The sequence below is a fragment of the Pseudoalteromonas piratica genome (assembly GCF_000788395.1).
Classification (GTDB): Bacteria; Pseudomonadota; Gammaproteobacteria; order Enterobacterales; family Alteromonadaceae; genus Pseudoalteromonas; species Pseudoalteromonas piratica.
This window is the reverse complement of the sequence record NZ_CP009889.1, coordinates 801,180-818,857: the sequence shown is the minus strand read 5'-3', so window position 1 is coordinate 818,857 and position 17,678 is coordinate 801,180. Positions and strand designations below refer to the sequence as shown.

General features: G+C 39.4%; 18 protein-coding genes. 9 read left to right on the top strand and 9 right to left on the bottom strand.

Annotation, left to right across the window (positions count from 1 at the left end; all coding sequences use genetic code 11):
• Positions 1-2: 2 nt before the first annotated feature.
• Genes hisA through hisIE form a run of 3 tightly spaced genes read left to right on the top strand, consistent with a single transcriptional unit; the run spans position 3 to position 2,100 of the window.
• On the top strand, positions 3-737 hold the full coding sequence (hisA, locus tag OM33_RS18405; RefSeq protein ID WP_040135781.1) for a 1-(5-phosphoribosyl)-5-[(5-phosphoribosylamino)methylideneamino]imidazole-4-carboxamide isomerase: 735 nt from the start codon (positions 3-5) through the stop codon (positions 735-737).
• A complete protein-coding gene (gene hisF, locus OM33_RS18400) occupies positions 719-1,492 on the top strand; it encodes an imidazole glycerol phosphate synthase subunit HisF (RefSeq protein WP_040135779.1) in 774 nt (257 codons plus the stop codon). The genes hisA and hisF overlap by 19 nt, the downstream gene beginning before the upstream one ends.
• Positions 1,489-2,100, top strand: coding sequence for a bifunctional phosphoribosyl-AMP cyclohydrolase/phosphoribosyl-ATP diphosphatase HisIE (gene hisIE / locus OM33_RS18395; RefSeq protein WP_040135777.1), 612 nt, complete (start codon positions 1,489-1,491; stop codon positions 2,098-2,100). The genes hisF and hisIE overlap by 4 nt, the downstream gene beginning before the upstream one ends.
• A gap of 2 nt (positions 2,101-2,102) precedes the next feature.
• Here hisIE and OM33_RS22175 read toward each other — a convergent pair whose 3' ends face one another.
• Both OM33_RS22175 and OM33_RS18385 read right to left on the bottom strand, forming a co-directional pair.
• A complete protein-coding gene (locus OM33_RS22175; RefSeq protein ID WP_052141173.1) occupies positions 2,103-2,576 on the bottom strand; it encodes a DUF6436 domain-containing protein in 474 nt (157 codons plus the stop codon).
• 43 nt (positions 2,577-2,619) lie between these two features.
• A complete protein-coding gene (locus OM33_RS18385; protein ID WP_040135775.1) occupies positions 2,620-4,098 on the bottom strand; it encodes a methyl-accepting chemotaxis protein in 1,479 nt (492 codons plus the stop codon).
• 275 nt (positions 4,099-4,373) lie between these two features.
• Between OM33_RS18385 and OM33_RS18380 the strand changes: the two genes are divergently transcribed.
• Entirely contained in the window at positions 4,374-4,886 is a 513-nt protein-coding gene (locus OM33_RS18380; protein WP_040135773.1) for a hypothetical protein, read from the top strand.
• A gap of 71 nt (positions 4,887-4,957) precedes the next feature.
• Here OM33_RS18380 and dnaJ read toward each other — a convergent pair whose 3' ends face one another.
• Entirely contained in the window at positions 4,958-6,097 is a 1,140-nt protein-coding gene (gene dnaJ / locus OM33_RS18375) for a molecular chaperone DnaJ (RefSeq protein ID WP_040135770.1), read from the bottom strand.
• Between the two features lie 136 nt (positions 6,098-6,233).
• Complete coding sequence (dnaK, locus tag OM33_RS18370) at positions 6,234-8,156, bottom strand: molecular chaperone DnaK (RefSeq protein WP_040135768.1); 1,923 nt, start codon at positions 8,154-8,156, stop codon at positions 6,234-6,236.
• Between the two features lie 217 nt (positions 8,157-8,373).
• On the opposite strand from dnaK, the gene OM33_RS18365 reads away from it, so the two are divergent.
• Positions 8,374-9,162 carry an acyl-CoA thioesterase gene (locus OM33_RS18365; protein ID WP_040135767.1) on the top strand — a complete coding sequence of 263 codons (789 nt, stop codon included), beginning with the start codon at positions 8,374-8,376 and terminating at the stop codon, positions 9,160-9,162.
• A gap of 11 nt (positions 9,163-9,173) precedes the next feature.
• Here OM33_RS18365 and OM33_RS18360 read toward each other — a convergent pair whose 3' ends face one another.
• Positions 9,174-9,878, bottom strand: a complete 705-nt coding sequence (locus OM33_RS18360) for a hypothetical protein (protein WP_040135765.1) — start codon at positions 9,876-9,878, stop codon at positions 9,174-9,176.
• Positions 9,879-9,999: 121 nt separating this feature from the next.
• On the bottom strand, positions 10,000-11,115 hold the full coding sequence (locus OM33_RS18355; RefSeq protein WP_040135763.1) for an arginase family protein: 1,116 nt from the start codon (positions 11,113-11,115) through the stop codon (positions 10,000-10,002).
• Positions 11,116-11,490: 375 nt separating this feature from the next.
• On the opposite strand from OM33_RS18355, the gene OM33_RS18350 reads away from it, so the two are divergent.
• Positions 11,491-12,570, top strand: coding sequence for a YjgN family protein (locus OM33_RS18350; protein WP_040135761.1), 1,080 nt, complete (start codon positions 11,491-11,493; stop codon positions 12,568-12,570).
• Complete coding sequence (locus OM33_RS18345) at positions 12,570-13,616, top strand: M48 family metallopeptidase (protein ID WP_052141172.1); 1,047 nt, start codon at positions 12,570-12,572, stop codon at positions 13,614-13,616. Before OM33_RS18350 ends, OM33_RS18345 begins: the two co-directional genes overlap by 1 nt.
• Here OM33_RS18345 and OM33_RS18340 read toward each other — a convergent pair whose 3' ends face one another.
• A complete protein-coding gene (locus OM33_RS18340; RefSeq protein WP_040135759.1) occupies positions 13,617-13,979 on the bottom strand; it encodes a DUF4440 domain-containing protein in 363 nt (120 codons plus the stop codon).
• A 166-nt stretch (positions 13,980-14,145) separates the two neighbouring features.
• Between OM33_RS18340 and OM33_RS18335 the strand changes: the two genes are divergently transcribed.
• Positions 14,146-14,451 (top strand): DUF962 domain-containing protein, encoded by a 306-nt coding sequence (locus OM33_RS18335; protein WP_040136975.1) that lies wholly within the window; start codon positions 14,146-14,148, stop codon positions 14,449-14,451.
• Here OM33_RS18335 and OM33_RS18330 read toward each other — a convergent pair.
• The gene (locus OM33_RS18330; protein ID WP_040135757.1) at positions 14,428-15,906 is read right to left on the bottom strand and encodes a cobyric acid synthase; all 1,479 of its coding nucleotides are present in this window, start codon (positions 15,904-15,906) and stop codon (positions 14,428-14,430) included. The two genes, OM33_RS18335 and OM33_RS18330, sit on opposite strands and share 24 nt — an antisense overlap.
• A 115-nt stretch (positions 15,907-16,021) precedes the next feature.
• On the opposite strand from OM33_RS18330, the gene udp reads away from it, so the two are divergent.
• A complete protein-coding gene (gene udp / locus OM33_RS18325) occupies positions 16,022-16,774 on the top strand; it encodes a uridine phosphorylase (protein WP_040135755.1) in 753 nt (250 codons plus the stop codon).
• A 21-nt stretch (positions 16,775-16,795) separates the two neighbouring features.
• On the opposite strand, the gene cdd is transcribed toward udp, so the two are convergent.
• Positions 16,796-17,623 (bottom strand): cytidine deaminase, encoded by an 828-nt coding sequence (gene cdd, locus OM33_RS18320; protein ID WP_199922631.1) that lies wholly within the window; start codon positions 17,621-17,623, stop codon positions 16,796-16,798.
• Positions 17,624-17,678 lie beyond the last annotated feature (55 nt).

The window sequence follows — 17,678 nt, the reverse complement described above, 5'->3', positions numbered from 1 at the left end:
TGATGATTATTCCCGCTTTAGATATTTTACAAAATCGTATTGTTAGACTATACCAAGGCAAGTACGACACTGCTCAGTTTTATGATTTTGACTTTAAATCACGATTAACTGAGTATGCAAATTCAGGTGCTGAACGAATTCACATTGTGGATTTGGAAGGCGCAAGAGACCCGGACAAAAAGCAATGGCAGTTCATTCAAGAAGCATCAAACGCGCTCAAAATACCCTTTCAAATCGGCGGCGGTATACGAAGCGAGTCCGACATATCCACTTGGCTGAACGCCGGCGTACATCAAGTTGTGATTGGCTCGAAAGCAGTGACCGAGAGGGAACAAGTCAAAAATTGGATAAACCAATTTGGCGCGGATAAGTTTGTAATTGCATTAGATGTTAATAAAGATGGTGATACATGGCGTCCAGCAACCCATGGTTGGTTGGAAAAATCCCCTTTTGACCTGTTTGATTTAATTGCGTTTTACCGAGAACTTGGTGTTGTAGACTTCTTATGCACTGACATCAGTAAAGATGGTACGATGACAGGTCCTTCATTTGCTCTTTACCGTGATATTTTAGCTCAATTCAGCGATATTAAGGTGCAAGCATCTGGTGGCGTTAGTTCGCTAGAGGATATCAAACAACTTAAAGATCAGGGTGTTGCTGGCATTATTTTAGGCAAGTCACTTCTTGATAATGCCTTCACAGCCAAGGAGGCAGTAGCATGCTATCAAAACGCATAATTCCTTGTCTTGATGTAAAAAATAACCAAGTTGTTAAAGGTGTAAAGTTTAAAGAGCACGAAGTTGTGGGAGACATTTTGCAACTTGCAGATGCTTATTCTAAAGCCGGAGCAGATGAGTTAGTCTTTTATGAAATCACAGCCAGTGTTGAAAAGCGCTTGCTCGATGTATCATGGGTTGAGCAAATCGCACGCTATATTAACATCCCATTTTGCGTTGCTGGCGGTATAAAATCCGTTGCTGATGCAGCAAAAGTACTTGAGATGGGTGCTGACAAAATCAGCATCAATAGCCCAGCAATAGCCAGACCTGAACTCATTAAAGAATTACATGATGAGTTTGGTAAGCAATGCGTAGTAGTGGGTATTGATAGCTTTTATGACAAGGAAAGTGATCAGTACTTAGTATATCAGCTCACCGGCGATCCTAATGCTGCCAGCCAAACACGCTACAAAACCGAAGAATGGGTTAAGCAAGTGCAAGATTTAGGTGCTGGAGAAATAGTGCTTAATTGCATGAATCAAGATGGTGTGCGTAGAGGTTATGACAACACTCAACTTAGTAAAATTCGTGCAATCTGCGATGTTCCACTTATTGCTTCTGGTGGCGCTGGGCAAATACAAGATTTTGCTGATGTATTTACTACCAGTAATGTGGATGGCGCGTTAGCTGCTTCAGTTTTTCATAAAGGGTTAATTGATATTAATGACCTTAAGACTGAACTAAAAAGACAGGATATAGCAGTAAGATTATGAAAATAGATTTTTCCAACATTTCACAACTTGATTTTAGTAAAAGTGAATTAATGCCCGCAATCGTGCAAGATGCGCATACTGGTCAGATATTAATGCAAGGTTTTTGTAATGCAGAAGCTGTTGAGAAGAGCCTTGAAATTGGCAAAGTCACATTTTATAGCCGTTCAAAGCAACGTTTATGGACTAAGGGTGAAAGCTCTGAAAATTACCTAGAATTGGTCTCTGTTCATACCGATTGTGATCAAGACTCTTTGTTGTTTATGGCACTACCGAAAGGGCCAACTTGTCATCTTGGTACGCAAAGTTGTTTTGGTGATGCTTCACCAGATCTAAGCTTTCTTGGTACGCTAAATAAAGTGATTGCTCAACGCAAGCATGACGACCCAAAAGAAAGCTATACTGCCAGCCTGTTTGCAAAAGAGCTTAGCAGAAGTTGCCAGAAAGTTGGCGAAGAAGGTGTAGAAGTCGCTCTCGCAGCGATGAAAAACGATAATGAAGAACTACTTAATGAGTCTGCTGATTTGCTTTATCACCTGCTCGTGTTATTACAACGCCAAAATTTAGATATCAGCGAAGTTGTTACCACGTTAAAGGCCCGCCATAAATAAGCTTAGCTAACACTGCAGTAGCACCCTTTTGCATCCGTAATAATTGTTGCCCCGAGCTTTGAGTATTCGGGGTTTTTATTCATCAAATACGGTTCTACCAATCCATCTCCCTCAGCACAAAACATGCCACTTGAATATGGCCCTAAATAAGTCAACAACCCCTGGTGATTTATTACGGCTACAGCAGGCACGGAAGGTATGTTAAACGCATTATCTTTTGACAAATTAACGGTGTGGTTAGTTAAATTAAATTCTGAGGCTAATATTTTTACAGCATTTACATGTTCATTAGCTACCGTTTGGCAAAAACAGTTATTAGCTTCAAAGTGGATTACTGAACCTGCAACATGTTCTAATTGACTACTAACTGCTTTAACAAACTTTTTATCAAAATTAATATCCATTGCCTCAGCAGTAAGGCTGCCATTGCTATCGAACCTATTGATTTTTAACACTGATAAAAACAGTAAACTCACTGATATTAACACGCACCATATACATAAAATGATCCATTGAGGTTTAAAGTTCAAATCTAGCTAACTCACTATTTAAGTTTTCAATATCATTTTTCATTTCTTGAAAACGCAAGCTCGATTCATTGCTGTTAACTTTTAAATTTTCAGAATTTTGTGACAATGTTTGCGTTGATTCAGAGATACTAACTGATACGGTAGCCTGCTCACTCGCTGCAGCGGCAACTGATGCCATGTTATTTACCATACTCTCAATATTTTCAACCACACCCATCATCATTTCTGATGCTTCTTTTGCTTGCACAACCGTATCTTCTGCACGCACTAAGCATTTATCCATTTGTTCAACAGAAGACGACGCTTCATTGGTGAGTGCTGCTGTAATTTCCGAGATTTGCTCTGCATTTTGACGAGTCTTCATTGCCAACTGCCTCACTTCATCAGCAACAACCGCAAAACCTCTGCCATGCTCACCTGCTCGGGCTGATTCAATTGCAGCATTAAGTGCAAGTAAGTTGGTTTGGTCTGAAATCGACTTAATGGCATTCATTACTTCTTCAATTTGATTGCATTTAGACGCCAATTCACCAATAGTTTGTGAAGTGGCAGACAGGTCGCCTTTTAAGTTTTCTATATTACTCGTTGAGTTATCGATAATTTGTTTAGTTTTATCAGTACGGGTAAATGCATCAGATGCACTTTCATTTGCTTCACCAGCTTGATTTGCAACATTTCCGTTTGCCACTGTCATTTGTTCGGTTGCAGTTGCAATTAAATTTATCTGACTTACATTTTCATCAATCGCATTTTCAACTTCGTCACTCAATGTTGAGACCATTTCGGAACGTTCGAGCACATTGATACTCACTTGTTTTGTTTGCTTTATAAAACGCGTAAATGAGGCCATTAGTTTGTTGAAATCATTTTCATCGTGTTGCTCATCAGAAAATGCAGAGAGATTAAAACTGCCGTCTTTACTCAGAATTTCATTCACAGACGATGACAAATTGTGTCCAATAACAGATTCTCTATGAGAATGTTTAGCCACGTACATTAAGACCGCGCCTTCGGTAACAGCAAACAATGCATGGATTACTAAAACATAGAAATGTAGATGCCCATCTTCGAAAATATATAAACCTGCACTTTGCATTTGAACAATATAAAAAACAACATGATGCACAGCAACAAATAGCACACTGGTTAAGATTACTTGCCAATCGCGGTAACAACTTAGAAATGCCAACATGACAAATATTTCGAAATGAAGCTCAGTAAGGCCCATCGTTTGTTGTATATGCAGGGCTGCAAATAACTGTACTGCAATCGCAACAGCATGACGTGTCACTTTAGCAAAAGGCGCCGTATTAATGAGAAAAAGGGGTAGACCTAGAATAAATAAACCAATCAGAAACCCTTCAAGCCAGGTTTGAGTGAAAAAAGCGACAACTAAAGTTATCAAAAATTGACCAATAAGCACCACTGAAAAAATCTTATTGGCTTTATCAATCCAGGGATAATTCATACAAGCACCCACTTATAACATTATAAAATCAACGTATTAATACGAGCACACGTTGTTTTTCGTTCAATACGTTTTAAACTTAAAGACATATTTAGTGTAGATGTTGATAATCTTTTTTGCTGAACTAACCCCGTTTTTTTCAACATTAACCAGATTTAAATCTATCTGTGATTAGTTTTAAGCCATTACATAGAAATATAACTGTTTAGAACTGTTTTCCATGGATTTTTTTGCTCACTCTCGTTATGCTGAAACAAATTTTTAGGGATGGATTTATGATACGTATACTCTCTGCGGCAATATGCTTAATATCAATCTCAGGTTGTGGTGCGACACTCACGCCAGAACAAAGCGCGTATGTTGATAGTTTAACACCTTGTGAAAAAATCCAAGGGTTAGTGGATAGTTTTGATAACGGTTTTGCACCATTGAAAGCAACACGAGTACAAAATAATTTCAGTGATATTTGGACTCCAAAATACCATTTACTGGGTAACAGCTGCCAAATTATCGGTTTTAATGCGAATAGAATGGCATACAAATGTGCAGAACAATATGATGATGAAACACAGAGTCGTGAATCATTCGATTGGGCAGTAGAGAAAGTTACTAGCTGCTTAGGTTCACAATGGCAAGCGAGTGAAACACTGCAAAATGACAGTAAACGTATTACTTTTAAACACACTAATCACACTGCGCAAATTAGTATTCAAAGTGGCAAAACACTGGCCAAGTACCGTAAAACTTGGCAAACATCATTTGAAGTGGGCGATCTAATCGCGCAATAACAAATTCTTTTTACAAGAGTTTCAATTAATCATAAAAAAGAGCTCATACGAGCTCTTTTTTATTCAGACGATTACTTAGTGAGGTCATCAAAAAACTTTTTAACGCCATCAAAGAAGCCTTGCTCTTTTGGACGATGACGAGAGCTATTACCGCCCATACTTTCTTCCAATTCACGTAAAAGTTCTTTTTGTCGTTCATTAAGATTAACTGGTGTTTCAATAATCACTTTACAAATTAAATCACCAACCGCGCCACCACGAACCGATTTAACGCCTTTACCACGCATGCGGAACATTTTATCTGTCTGACATTCAGAAGGAATTTTTAGTTTTGCACGACCATCTAACGTTGGCACTTCTATTTCGCCACCAAGGGCTGCCGTTGTAAAACTAAGTGGCACTTCACAATATAAGTTGCTGCCATCACGCACAAATATTGGGTGTTCACGAACAGATACTTGTACGTATAAGTCGCCGGCTGGCGCGCCATGTTGACCTGCTTCACCTTCACCTGCTAAACGGATACGGTCGCCTGTATCAACGCCTGCTGGGATTTTAACTGATAACGTTTTCGTCTTTTCAACACGGCCTTGACCATGACAACTATTACATGGATCAGAAATTATTTGACCTGTACCACTACACGTAGGACACGTCTGTTGAACAGCAAAGAATCCTTGGCGCATTTGTACCTGGCCATGGCCATGACATGTACCACAAGTTTGTGGTTTAGATCCTTTCTTCGCACCCGTTCCATCACACGGTTCACATGACACCCAAGTAGGTACTTTAATCTCAACGTCTTTACCGCGTACCGCTTCTTCTAGACTAAGATCTAGGTTGTAACGTAAATCAGCACCACGTTGTTGACGAGATTGACGACGGCCGCCGCCTCCACCGCCAAAAATGTCACCAAATACGTCCCCGAATATATCGCCAAAGTCAGCACCACCGCCAAAACCACCGTGACCACCGCCACCACCTTGTTCAAAGGCTGCGTGTCCAAATTGGTCATACGTTTGACGCTTTTGACTGTCACCAAGAATTTCGTAAGCTTCTTTTACTTCTTTAAACTTAGCTTCTAATTCTTTGTCGCCAGCGGTACGATCTGGGTGATACTTCATCGCAAGGCGTTTGTATGCCTTTTTAATATCACGATCGCTAGCGTCTTTCCCAACGCCTAATACTTCATAATAATCGCGTTTTGACATAATTACTGCTTTCCCCGTTAGTTGGCTAACTGCTTCTGCATTGCCCCAGCGGGGTCTTTAGCCTCAAATTTGTTAAACCAATAGATACACTAAGGGCGCGTCTGAGTCGAAACCCGCGCGCCCTAGTTAAAGTAAATTACTTTTTATCGTCTTTTACTTCTTCAAACTCAGCGTCAACAACGTCGTCATCTTGCTGTGCTTGTTGCTGTTGGCCTGCATCGCCGCCAGCTTGTTGCGCTTGTGCATTCGCTTGCGCAATTTCCATTAGTTTTTGTGACTTTTCGATAAGCGCTTGCGTTTTCGCTTCGATCTCAGCTTTGTCATCGCCTTTCACTGCTGTTTCAAGCTCTGAAAGTGCTGCTTCAATCGCTTCCTTATCGTCAGCTGGTAATGCATCACCTGCTTCTTCGATTTGCTTGCGTGTACCGTGAACCATAGCGTCACCTTGGTTACGCGCTTGAACTAGCTCTTCAAACTTCTTATCTTCTTCTGCGTTTGCTTCCGCATCACGTACCATTGCGTCGATTTCATCGTCGCTCAGACCTGAAGACGCTTGGATTGTGATCTTCTGCTCTTTACCTGTGTCTTTATCTTTTGCAGATACATGTAAGATACCATCAGCGTCAACGTCAAACGTTACTTCAATTTGTGGTACACCGCGCTGTGCAGGGCGAATGCCTTCTAGGTTGAATTGACCTAGTGATTTGTTTGCGCTTGATTGCTTACGCTCACCTTGAAGTACATGAATTGTTACTGCACTTTGGTTGTCTTCAGCAGTTGAGAACACTTGTGATTTCTTCGTTGGAATCGTTGTGTTCTTCTCGATTAATGCAGTCATAACCTGACCCATTGTCTCGATACCTAGCGAAAGAGGAATAACATCTAGTAGTAGTACGTCTTTCACGTCACCCGCTAGAACACCGCCTTGAACAGCCGCACCCATAGCAACAGCTTCATCTGGGTTTACATCCTTACGAGGCTCTTTACCAAAGAAATCCGTTACCGCTTTTTGTACTAGCGGCATACGTGTTTGACCACCCACTAGAATGACATCGTTTACATCGCTAACAGAAAGATCTGCGTCAGCTAGTGCCTTTTTAAGTGGCTCTAAAGATTGTGTTACTAGATCTTCTACAAGTGACTCTAATTTAGCACGTGTTAGTTTAACGTTCATGTGCTTAGGACCAGTTGCATCAGCCGTTACATATGGCAGGTTAACTTCGGTTTGTTGTGCACTTGAAAGTTCAATTTTCGCTTTTTCAGCAGCTTCTTTAACACGCTGCATCGCTAGAGGATCAGTTTTTAAATTGATACCTTGATCTTTGTTAAACTCTTCAACTAGGTAGTTAATAACACGGTTATCGAAATCTTCACCACCTAAGTGTGTGTCACCGTTTGTTGCAAGTACTTCAAACGTGTGCTCACCTTCTACTTCGTCAATTTCGATAATAGAGATATCAAATGTACCACCACCTAAGTCGTAAACAGCAACAACGTTGTCACCTTGTTTTTTGTCCATGCCGTAAGCAAGGGCAGCAGCTGTTGGTTCGTTGATAATACGCTTAACGTCAAGACCTGCAATACGGCCTGCGTCTTTAGTCGCTTGACGTTGAGAATCGTTAAAATAAGCAGGAACAGTGATTACAGCACCTGTTACTTCTTCACCTAAGAAATCTTCTGCTGTTTTCTTCATTTTCTTAAGAACTTCAGCTGAAATTTGTGGTGCAGCGCGTTTTTCACCTTTCGCTTCTACCCATGCATCGCCATTGTCAGCTTTTACAATTTTGAATGGCATGATGTCGATGTCACGTTGTACTTCTTTATCTTCAAAACGACGACCAATTAAACGCTTAATTGCGAATAATGTATTAGTTGGGTTTGTTACCGCTTGACGCTTAGCAGGCTGACCTACAAGTGTTTCGCCTTCATCTGTGTATGCAATGATTGAAGGGGTTGTACGATCACCCTCTGCATTTTCAATTACGCGTGGCTTGTCACCGTCTAATACTGCAACACATGAGTTTGTTGTGCCTAAGTCGATACCAATAATCTTACCCATGGAACCTCTCCTACTTCTTTAATTCTGTATCAAAAATTGATTAATTCGTTTAGATGGTTACTTAATAGGGGTGGCCAAATAACAATTCAACTGTAAAACGTAAATTTTTTTTAAATTTTTGAAATTTTTTTTTAATTGCATATTTTTAGCGCACAAACTGGTCTTACCAGGATGCGTTTGGTATAAAAAGGCAGAAATAATAGACGAAAGAACCATTATGCATTTTGACCAACTACTAGACACCGTTTCAAAATCACACACAGATTTAACTTTCCCAGCTAATTGGTGCCAAGGCAGAACCGCATTTGGTGGTATATCCGCCGCCATGCTTTACACTGCTATGCGAAATAAAATAGCAAGTGATCGCGAAATATTATCACTTAGTACTAATTTTGTTGGGCCTCTGATTGCCGACACACCATTTGATATTTCATTAACTATTTTACGTGAAGGCAAAAATACAACTCAAATCGAAGCGCGTATAACACAACACGAAAAAGTTGCAGTGATCGCACTTGCTTGCTTTGCGATAAAACGAGATTCAAATGTCATTGTTGAAAATAAACAATCATGCCCTTTGTCTCCCGTTAATGAGAACAATTTAATACCCTACATTGAAGGGATAACACCACAGTTTTTCCAACATATGAGTTTTAACATTCAAAAAGGTGCTATGCCGTTTTCAAAATCGAAAGACGGGGAATTAGCTGGGTGGATGCGCTTAAAAGAAACACCAAGCTCAGTAACAACAGCGCATATACTTGCGTTAACTGATGCATGGCCACCTGCACAACTTCAAATGTTTTCAAAACCTTCACCAGCAAGTTCAATGTCTTGGTACATTGAATTTTTACCTCATAAGCCTTTAGCTGCAGATGCATGGTTAGCCTTTGATGCGTTTACACACCATAGTAGAGATGGCTATGCCTGTGAAGAAGCGAATATTTATACACAGTCAGGAGAATTAATAGCGATGAGCAGACAAACCGTCGCGTTATTTGATTAACAATTACGTTGTTAGGGGTTTGTATCTTCAAACCCCGCTTTTAGTTTAGCAATCAAATCTTGGCTCATTGCTAAGTTGCACGCAAAATATAAACTTGTTGCATCTTCACCAAGCTTTAACACCTTCGCTAGCTTTGGCGCAGTAGCATCTAATTGACGTTTTGATTTATATTGCGTTTCGTTTAGTACAATCAAATCTAACAAGTTTTTCCGTTGCCGCATAATATGAAAAAGTTTATCAACATTTTCAATGACTAATAATTGAGCTCCTAACTCAAAACCATGTTGCGTCAAAAAATGATGACTAAAGTTATTTTCTATGACAGCCGTTTTGTAATTTTTTGCTGCACTAATTGAATCAAGCTTGATTTGTTTTTCAGGTAAGGCATAAAAATAAGCGCTAAAACGACTTAGTTTCGCAACCCATTGAAATTTAGGCTCACGCATGGGTAAACGAGCAAGCGAAAAAATACAGGCATTCGCTTCTCGCATAACGCCATTGTAGGCCAATGACCAAGGCAAAACATTTAATTCATATTCAATATTTGCTCTTTTTAATGCTTTTTCAACCTTCGAGAAATTTGGCCCAACGAAATCACCATGTTCGTTATAGTATTGATATCCAGTTAAGTTTTCACTGAACACAATAATTTTGCCCAATGCGCTAAAGGGCACAAAAGCAATCAGAAGAAAAATAGCGATAAATCGTTTAAACATTAGTGCCTGTTATAAAAATGACGGCCTTTCATGTTTTTAAGTGTAACCTGTGTTTAAGGGTTTAGAAACTCATCAAACAAAAAAGGCGCCAGTTGGCGCCTTACTAATTAGGTCAAAGTACTTACTTCGTACTGTTCATTGCGTCTATTAATAACGCTGAAATCTTTGCACCTTCTCGTAACGTGCTCTCCGATGCTTGTTTACCTGAGTGTGATGCATCAGTAAAAGGTGCGATTTCCATCATATCAGCACCAGTAATTGGAAATTCTTTTGCAAGTGCATTTAAGATAAGCATTGCTTCATCAGGTGTCATACCGTCATATTCTGGTGTACCTGTCGCAGCAGCAAATGTCGCATCTAACGCATCGATATCAAAACTAACGTAAAGCTCATCAACATTATCTGCTTTTAATTGAGCAATTACACCATCCACAATTGCTTGTGCACCCTGCTCTCTAATTTCATGTGCCCAATGTTGTTTCACACCAAAAGTTGATTCCCAATGATTTTTATCTTTACCACTTGAACGGATACCAAATTGAATTAAGTGATGTGGTGCCGGTAAAAACTCCAGAATGTGTGTACACCAAGAACCAAAGCAAAGGTCAATGCCTAAACGTTCAACTAATAAATCTGTATGAGCATCAAAGTGAATAATCGCAGTGCGTTTGCCCGCTGCACGCTTGGCTTTTAAATATGACTTAGTTAGCGGATAGCTGATAGAGTGGTCGCCACCTATGCCAAATATACCCTTGTTAGGGAAATTTGCGTAAAAGTCATCACACACATCTTCAGTAATCGATAACGGGCTAACATGATATTCACTGCTCTCATCTTGATAAAGTGCCTTTTGGCAATTTGAAATAGTGCCATCATTTAGATATTTATCATGAAGTAAGTGTGGTATTACACGCACGTCACCAAGATCAAATGTTTTTGAGTTTGGTTGTTGTTCCATTAACGTGCTTCTTAAGAACAATGGGCCCCAGTTAGCACCACGTAAAATACCGCCACCACAATCAGAGCTAATGCCTAAGGTTACAGCTTTATATTCGCTTGATTCGATGTGCTCGAGGCTGTCACGCCATAATGTGTCTATGTTGTCTGTTTGACCATAAATTGATTGATGTAATGCTTCTTTACGTTCTTTCGCTGTGTTTACAGTAAACACACCATTACCCGGTGGACAAAGACAGTTCGAAACTTTTTCAATAAATGTTTTTTTAGTGTCGCTCATTTTCGGCTCCTAAAACCAGACATAACTAAATTATAATTATGCATTATAAAAATTATATTAGTGCTTTACGTAAAAACAGTGCAACAAGCCTAGTTAGGACTTAAGTTAAACTGAACATTCAAACCAATATTCAAATTAACATTTTGTAAATAAACACATTTTTATAATAGATTATGTAAAGCATTAATCTACATGCCTTCTAAATAGAGTTTTCACATTTAAATGTCAAATCATGCTTGTACTTTAAGAGCTTACATAACGCTAATCTATTCACAGTTAATGCATAGTCTGTCACTAAAAGGATTCTGTTCAACTTTGTAACTAAATGATTTACAATAGCAAAGCTACAACAAAATAATAATTAGGAAAGGTTTAATGGAACTAAACACACAGTCTCAAACTCGCCGTTCACAAGTTCAATTTTCGGGTGAAACAGGCCAATTTTTTTCAATTTGGATAGTTAATATTGTGCTTACAATCTTAACCCTAGGTATTTATTCTGCCTGGGCCAAAGTCCGTACCCACCGTTATTTCTATAGTAATACAAGCATTGAAGGACATCAGTTCAGCTACTTAGCAAACCCCATGCAGATTTTGATAGGTCGGATAATCGCATTTGTATTATTTGTTATTTATATGGGTTCAGTGCAATTTGTTCCGATTCTCGGCTTATTTATTATGCTGATTGCCATGTTTTTGATGCCATGGGTGATTAATCGCAGCATGCGATTCCAAAATAAAATGACCAGCTATCGAAATGTGCGTTTTGGTTTTAAAGGTAATTATGGCGAAGCATTTTTATATTTTATTGTTCTGCCTGTTTTAGCAGTCTTTACCCTTTACCTGTTAATGCCTTGGGTCGTAAAAAAGATTAATGAATACATCATTAGCAATACCACTTATGGCGATCGTCAATTACAAACTGAGCTTTCTGCAGTCGACTACTACATTGCTTTTCTGCTTGTTTTCGCTGTTTCAGTAGGCGCTATGTTTGGCTTCGCAATTGTCATTGGTATTGGCGCAGCAATATTTGGTGCAACCGCTGATACAGCGAATTTAGACCCGAATGGTTTAAGTGCTGCTGCATTTATTTTAGGACCAATTAGTGCACTATTATACGTGGGTATGTTTAGTTTAATCACGGGCATTTATCAATCGCGAATTCGTTCACACAACTTTGCTAACAGTGAAATCAAAGATGTCGTTCAGTTCGAGTCAACAATCAGTGAAATGCAATATGCCCGTTTAGTGTTTTTCAACCTCATTGCAATTGGCTTATCATTAGGCTTAGCCTATCCTTGGGCCAAAATTAGAAAAGCACGCTACCTAGCGAATGGCACCTTCGTAGAGCTCCACCCTGATGCTGACAAGATCATTGACGATATGACAGATGATAAATCGGCTGTCGGCGAAGAAATTGCTGATATATTTGATTTAGATATCGCGATTACCTGATGTCACAGATAGTTGAAGGACAACTTTATCGTTCTGGCAATGCGCAATCGCGCATTGCTCAATTAGCGATAACTGCACACCACATTAATATTATCGTAGAGGGTGTTGAACAAGGCTCACACGCACAATCAAGTGTTCAATATAGTGATGCAATTCCGGGCATCGCCACTGAAATACGGTTTGAAAATGGTGACCTATTCATTCCACTTGATAAAAACTGGCGGCAGGCAAAACAACGTGGTTCATTTGCAAGCCTACTTGAAAGTAACCGTGCATCTGTATTCGCTGCAATTGTGCTAGCTCCCCTACTTGTTTATTGGCTCATAATGGTCGCAATGCCAAAACTAGCGAGTAAAAGTGTGGAGTGGCTTCCTGATAACATTGCAGTCTATATGGGTGAACAGTCTTTTACCATTCTCGAAGAAACATTCCTCTCGCCATCAAAGCTGGACGATGAAACAAACGAACAGATTAATGCGCTTTTTACTAGCACGCTAAATACATTGAATTTGGATACACAGAAATACCAAATTTATTTCCGAGAAAGTGACTATTTTGGAGCAAACGCATTAGCCTTACCTGATGGTACGGTTATCGTGACTGATGGATTAATCAAGCAATTAGAAAAGTACGCACAAACCCACCCAAACACCGCATTTGATAGCATGCTAACAGCAATTATATTACATGAAATTGGACATGTTCAGGACAAGCATAGCCTTCGTTTAGTCGCGCAATCCTTAACTAATGCTATTGTTTTTGCGTTATTGTTGGGGGACTTAGAAACAGTTGGCGAATTAATGGTCGGTGCCAGTTCAGCGGTTATCCAAGCAAGTTTTTCACGTGATATGGAAACTGAGGCAGATGAATTTGCATTAAGAAACATGGAAAAATTAGGCTTTAAAGCGAGTGCTTTTGCGGATGCAATGGCGAGTTTTGAAGATGATAACGCTGAATCGACTCAGAATATAATTCACTACCTTAGCTCACACCCCGCTATCAAAGAAAGAATAGAAAGGGCAAAACGTTTCAAACAAATTAATTGATTACCAATATTCTCTAACGGCACTAATTTTGCCGTTAGAGAATTCAAACAAAGTCGTTAGATTATCACTCGATCTTGCATACCACTTACCGTTTATCTGTTGCTCCCATCGACTGCTTTGTCTTACAAATGCCACGTTGAGTGCAAATTCAGTTTGAACAATATCTGTTTTTACACTGCGAGTTTGGTTAACTGACAATCGTTCTTTTAGTGCCATCAACCACTGTTCTTTTGACAAGTGAATATTAAAACTAGGCTGATAGTACTGAAAATCATCTGTGGTGAGTGCTGATAGGCGATTGATATCTGATTCTGATTGTAAAGTGTCGTTAAATCTAATGAAGGAAACAAGGTTTTCACTCATCAACTGCTCAGACGCTGCCCTCTCATATGCATATGAAGAAAGGTTTAAAAAGAGACAACATAATAAAAGAAAACGTCTTAATTGCATGCGCTAAAAAATTCATTTAGAGTTAAAAATCTACAATAATTAAATTGTTCTCTAAGTGCAAAATAAAAGTTCAATTAACATGACCGAGAAATACACTTCGCTTAAGACGTTTTATCCTTTTTACCTGTCACAACACCAAAACCGGGTTTGTAGACGACTTCATTTTGTTGGATCATTATTGAGCATTCTATGTTTACTCTATGCCCTTATTATTAGTGCGCCTTATTTTGTATTAATTGCGCTTATTATCGGTTACCTTTTTGCTTGGATTGGTCACTTTGTATTTGAAAAAAACAAACCAGCCACATTTCAGTATCCCCTTTACAGTTTTATGTGTGACTGGTTAATGTTTCGCGATATCTTATTTCGCCGTATTCCTTGGTAAGCTTAGTAAGTTTTCTATCTTTTCAATTGGTAATGCACATTCCACAGCATTCGCGAGTTTTTCAATTTGCCTGTCTTTTTCAGCTTCATAATCAAAGCTTGTCATATTTTCTATGCCAGCCCAAGTTAAAATAGTTGTTAAATATTCAGGGTTATCAAAAATACCATGCAAGTAAGTGGCTTTTATTTGATTATCAGAAGATTGATACCCTTCAAAATCGCCATTTTCCAACTTAAAAATACGTTCACACTCATCTAACGCTTCGGTTATGCCGGCATGTATTTCGTATCCAGATACTTTAGTATTCGTTTCTAAACATTCACCTTTAGTTTTGTTAAGTGTTTTGTTTGCCATCAGTGTTGTTTGAATTGGTAAGTGACCGAGACCAGTAACTTCTCGTTGATGTGATTCTATGCACATAGGATCATAAAGTTTTTCACCTAACATTTGCATGCCACCGCAGATAGCAAAAATTTTACCGCCATAGCGAAGGTGTCTATTAATATATGTTTGCCAACCTTCAGTGATTAGGTAACCAAGATCAGCCATCACACTTTTAGAACCAGGCAGGATCAGTAAATCACACGCGTTTACTTGATTTGGGCTTCGTGCATAATGCAGTTTAATATTTGGGTGTAAACGTAATACATCAAAATCGGTATGATTCGAAATTCTCGGGTACACCACAACTGTTACATTTAATATATTTTGCGTCGTCACAATTTGATTAAAATCGAGTGCATCTTCTGGCTCAATGTAGAGGTTTGGTATAAACGGAATTGTTGCAAGTACTGGCACTCCGAGCTTTTGCTCAAGCCAATCATTGCCAGGCTTTAAGAGTGTAATATCACCTCGAAATTTATTGATGATAAACCCTTTTACTCTTGCCTTTTCTGTTTCCGATAATAATTCATAGGTACCAACTAAATGTGCAAATACGCCACCTTTATCAATATCAGCAACAATGACAACAGGGCAATCAGCTTCTTCCGCGAATCCCATATTAGCAATATCACGATCTCTTAAGTTAATTTCAGCAGGTGAACCCGCACCCTCAACAATCACAACCTCAAACGCCTCACTTAGTCTTTTGTGAGATTCAAGGACAGCGCCCAATAGCTGGGGTTTCATGGCATGGTAATCCACAGCATCAGAGTTACCTATTGATTTGCCATGAACGATAACCTGTGCACCTATATCTGAGTTTGGCTTTAGCAGTACAGGGTTCATATCCACAGTTGCTTCAACTCTTGCGGCTTCAGCTTGAACCGCTTGCGCCCGACCAATTTCACCACCGTCGTTTGTTACTGCACTATTGAGGGCCATATTTTGTGGTTTAAATGGTGCCACCCGGTAACCATGGTTCGACAAGATACGGCAAAGTGCAGCCACTAACACACTTTTACCTGCATCAGAAGTGGTTCCTTGTACCATCAGAGTTTGCTTGGCCTTCATAACAATCCCATTTTTAATTTTGCTGCACACTAGCAAATTTACGGACCATTGTCCTTTACAAATTTGCACGTTAATTCAAACTGTTATTAATATTTGCCAAGTAAGAGCATAAAGGATGAAAAAAGTATTCCATTTAGGTTTAGATAGAGAACAACTGTCAGGCGCTACAATTGCCATTGTCCCAGGTGATCCAGCACGTGCTGAACGTATCGCTGAGTTTCTTGAAAAACCAAAAGCACTCGCAAAGACACGTGAATATCATGTCTATTTAGGCTTTTTGAAAAATACACCTGTTGTTGTTTGTTCAACTGGTATTGGTGGCCCAAGTACATCAATTGCCGTTGAGGAATTAGCTCAATTAGGTATTCAAACCTTTTTACGTGTGGGTACTACAGGGGCGATTCAACCAGGTATAAATGAAGGCGATTTACTTGTCAGTCACGCATCAGTTCGTTTAGACGGCGCAAGTCAACATTTTGCACCGATTCAATACCCTGCCGTTGCAGATTTTTTTGCCACCCAGGCCATGGTCAAAGCGTGTGATGAACTCGGCGCAACATACCATCTCGGTATTACAGCATCTTCTGACACATTCTACCCAGGACAAGAGCGATATGATACGTATTCTGGTTACGTCACTAAGGCATTCCAAGGCAGTTTTGATGAGTGGCAAAAGCTCGGCGTGATGAACTACGAGATGGAATCAGCAACCCTATTTACTATGTGCTCAGCATTAGGTCTAAAAGCAGCTTGTGTAGCAGGTGTATTGGTGAATAGAACGCGAAGTGAAATTCCGGATATCGATCATCAAAAAGTTGAGAAAATTGCCGTACAAGCTGTATTGAAAACAGCAGAAAATCTTATTTAAGCGTCTTAAATTGAGGAAGTATTAAACTTCCTCAAATGTTACTTTAATACCTTCCCCTAGTCGATTAGCCACAGCCACTGCAACTCCCTGCTGATTGCTTTTTCCATGGCTTTGTCTTATATAAATGGATTCAATACCTGCTAGGCCAGTTTCTCGATTATGTAATTGCATTTGGTTTAATGCTGCCTGAAGTGGCGATAGACTTGGGCTGTAAGCCGCATTTTCCAAATATACGCCGAAATATGTCTTGTTATTTACCTCTGTTATTTGGCATGCAGCTCTATTACCGGAGTAAGGAGCATAGCTTTGCTTAAAGTAGTCATCGATTTCTGAACATTTGTCAAAAGGACGTGAAAATAGCGGTGAATTATTGTCTAAATCACTTGGCCCAAACGCATCTGGTAAATAATCTTGAATGGTTTTTACTTCACCATGAACACTTATCTGGGGTTGCTTATCGTGCTCAATTTCATTAATAAATTGTCGGCAATAACCACATGGGGATGCATTTATAATTAATTTTTCAATACTAGATGCACTATGAATAAGTGCATTATGAATTGCACTTTGCTCTGCATGTACCACCAAACTTAGTGCTTCAGATTCAAACTCTAAGTTAGCGCCAAAAAACAATCTGCCCTGATCACCACTTTCAAGCGCTAACGCTGCCACAAGAAAATTTGAAATAGGTGCAATTGCGTAGTCAGATACCCATTTAAGTAGAACGTCGTAGAAGACTTTTTCATCGTCAAATAATGACGATAGCGCATTGACTTCTTCACGCGTGAGAAAGGATTTATGTTCGGTGTATTTTTTTATAGCCGATTCAAACTGTGAATGTGTTGCCATATAAATGATGAAATCTTTTAAAAAGGCAGTTAACACTACCGATTGCTGCTTTGCA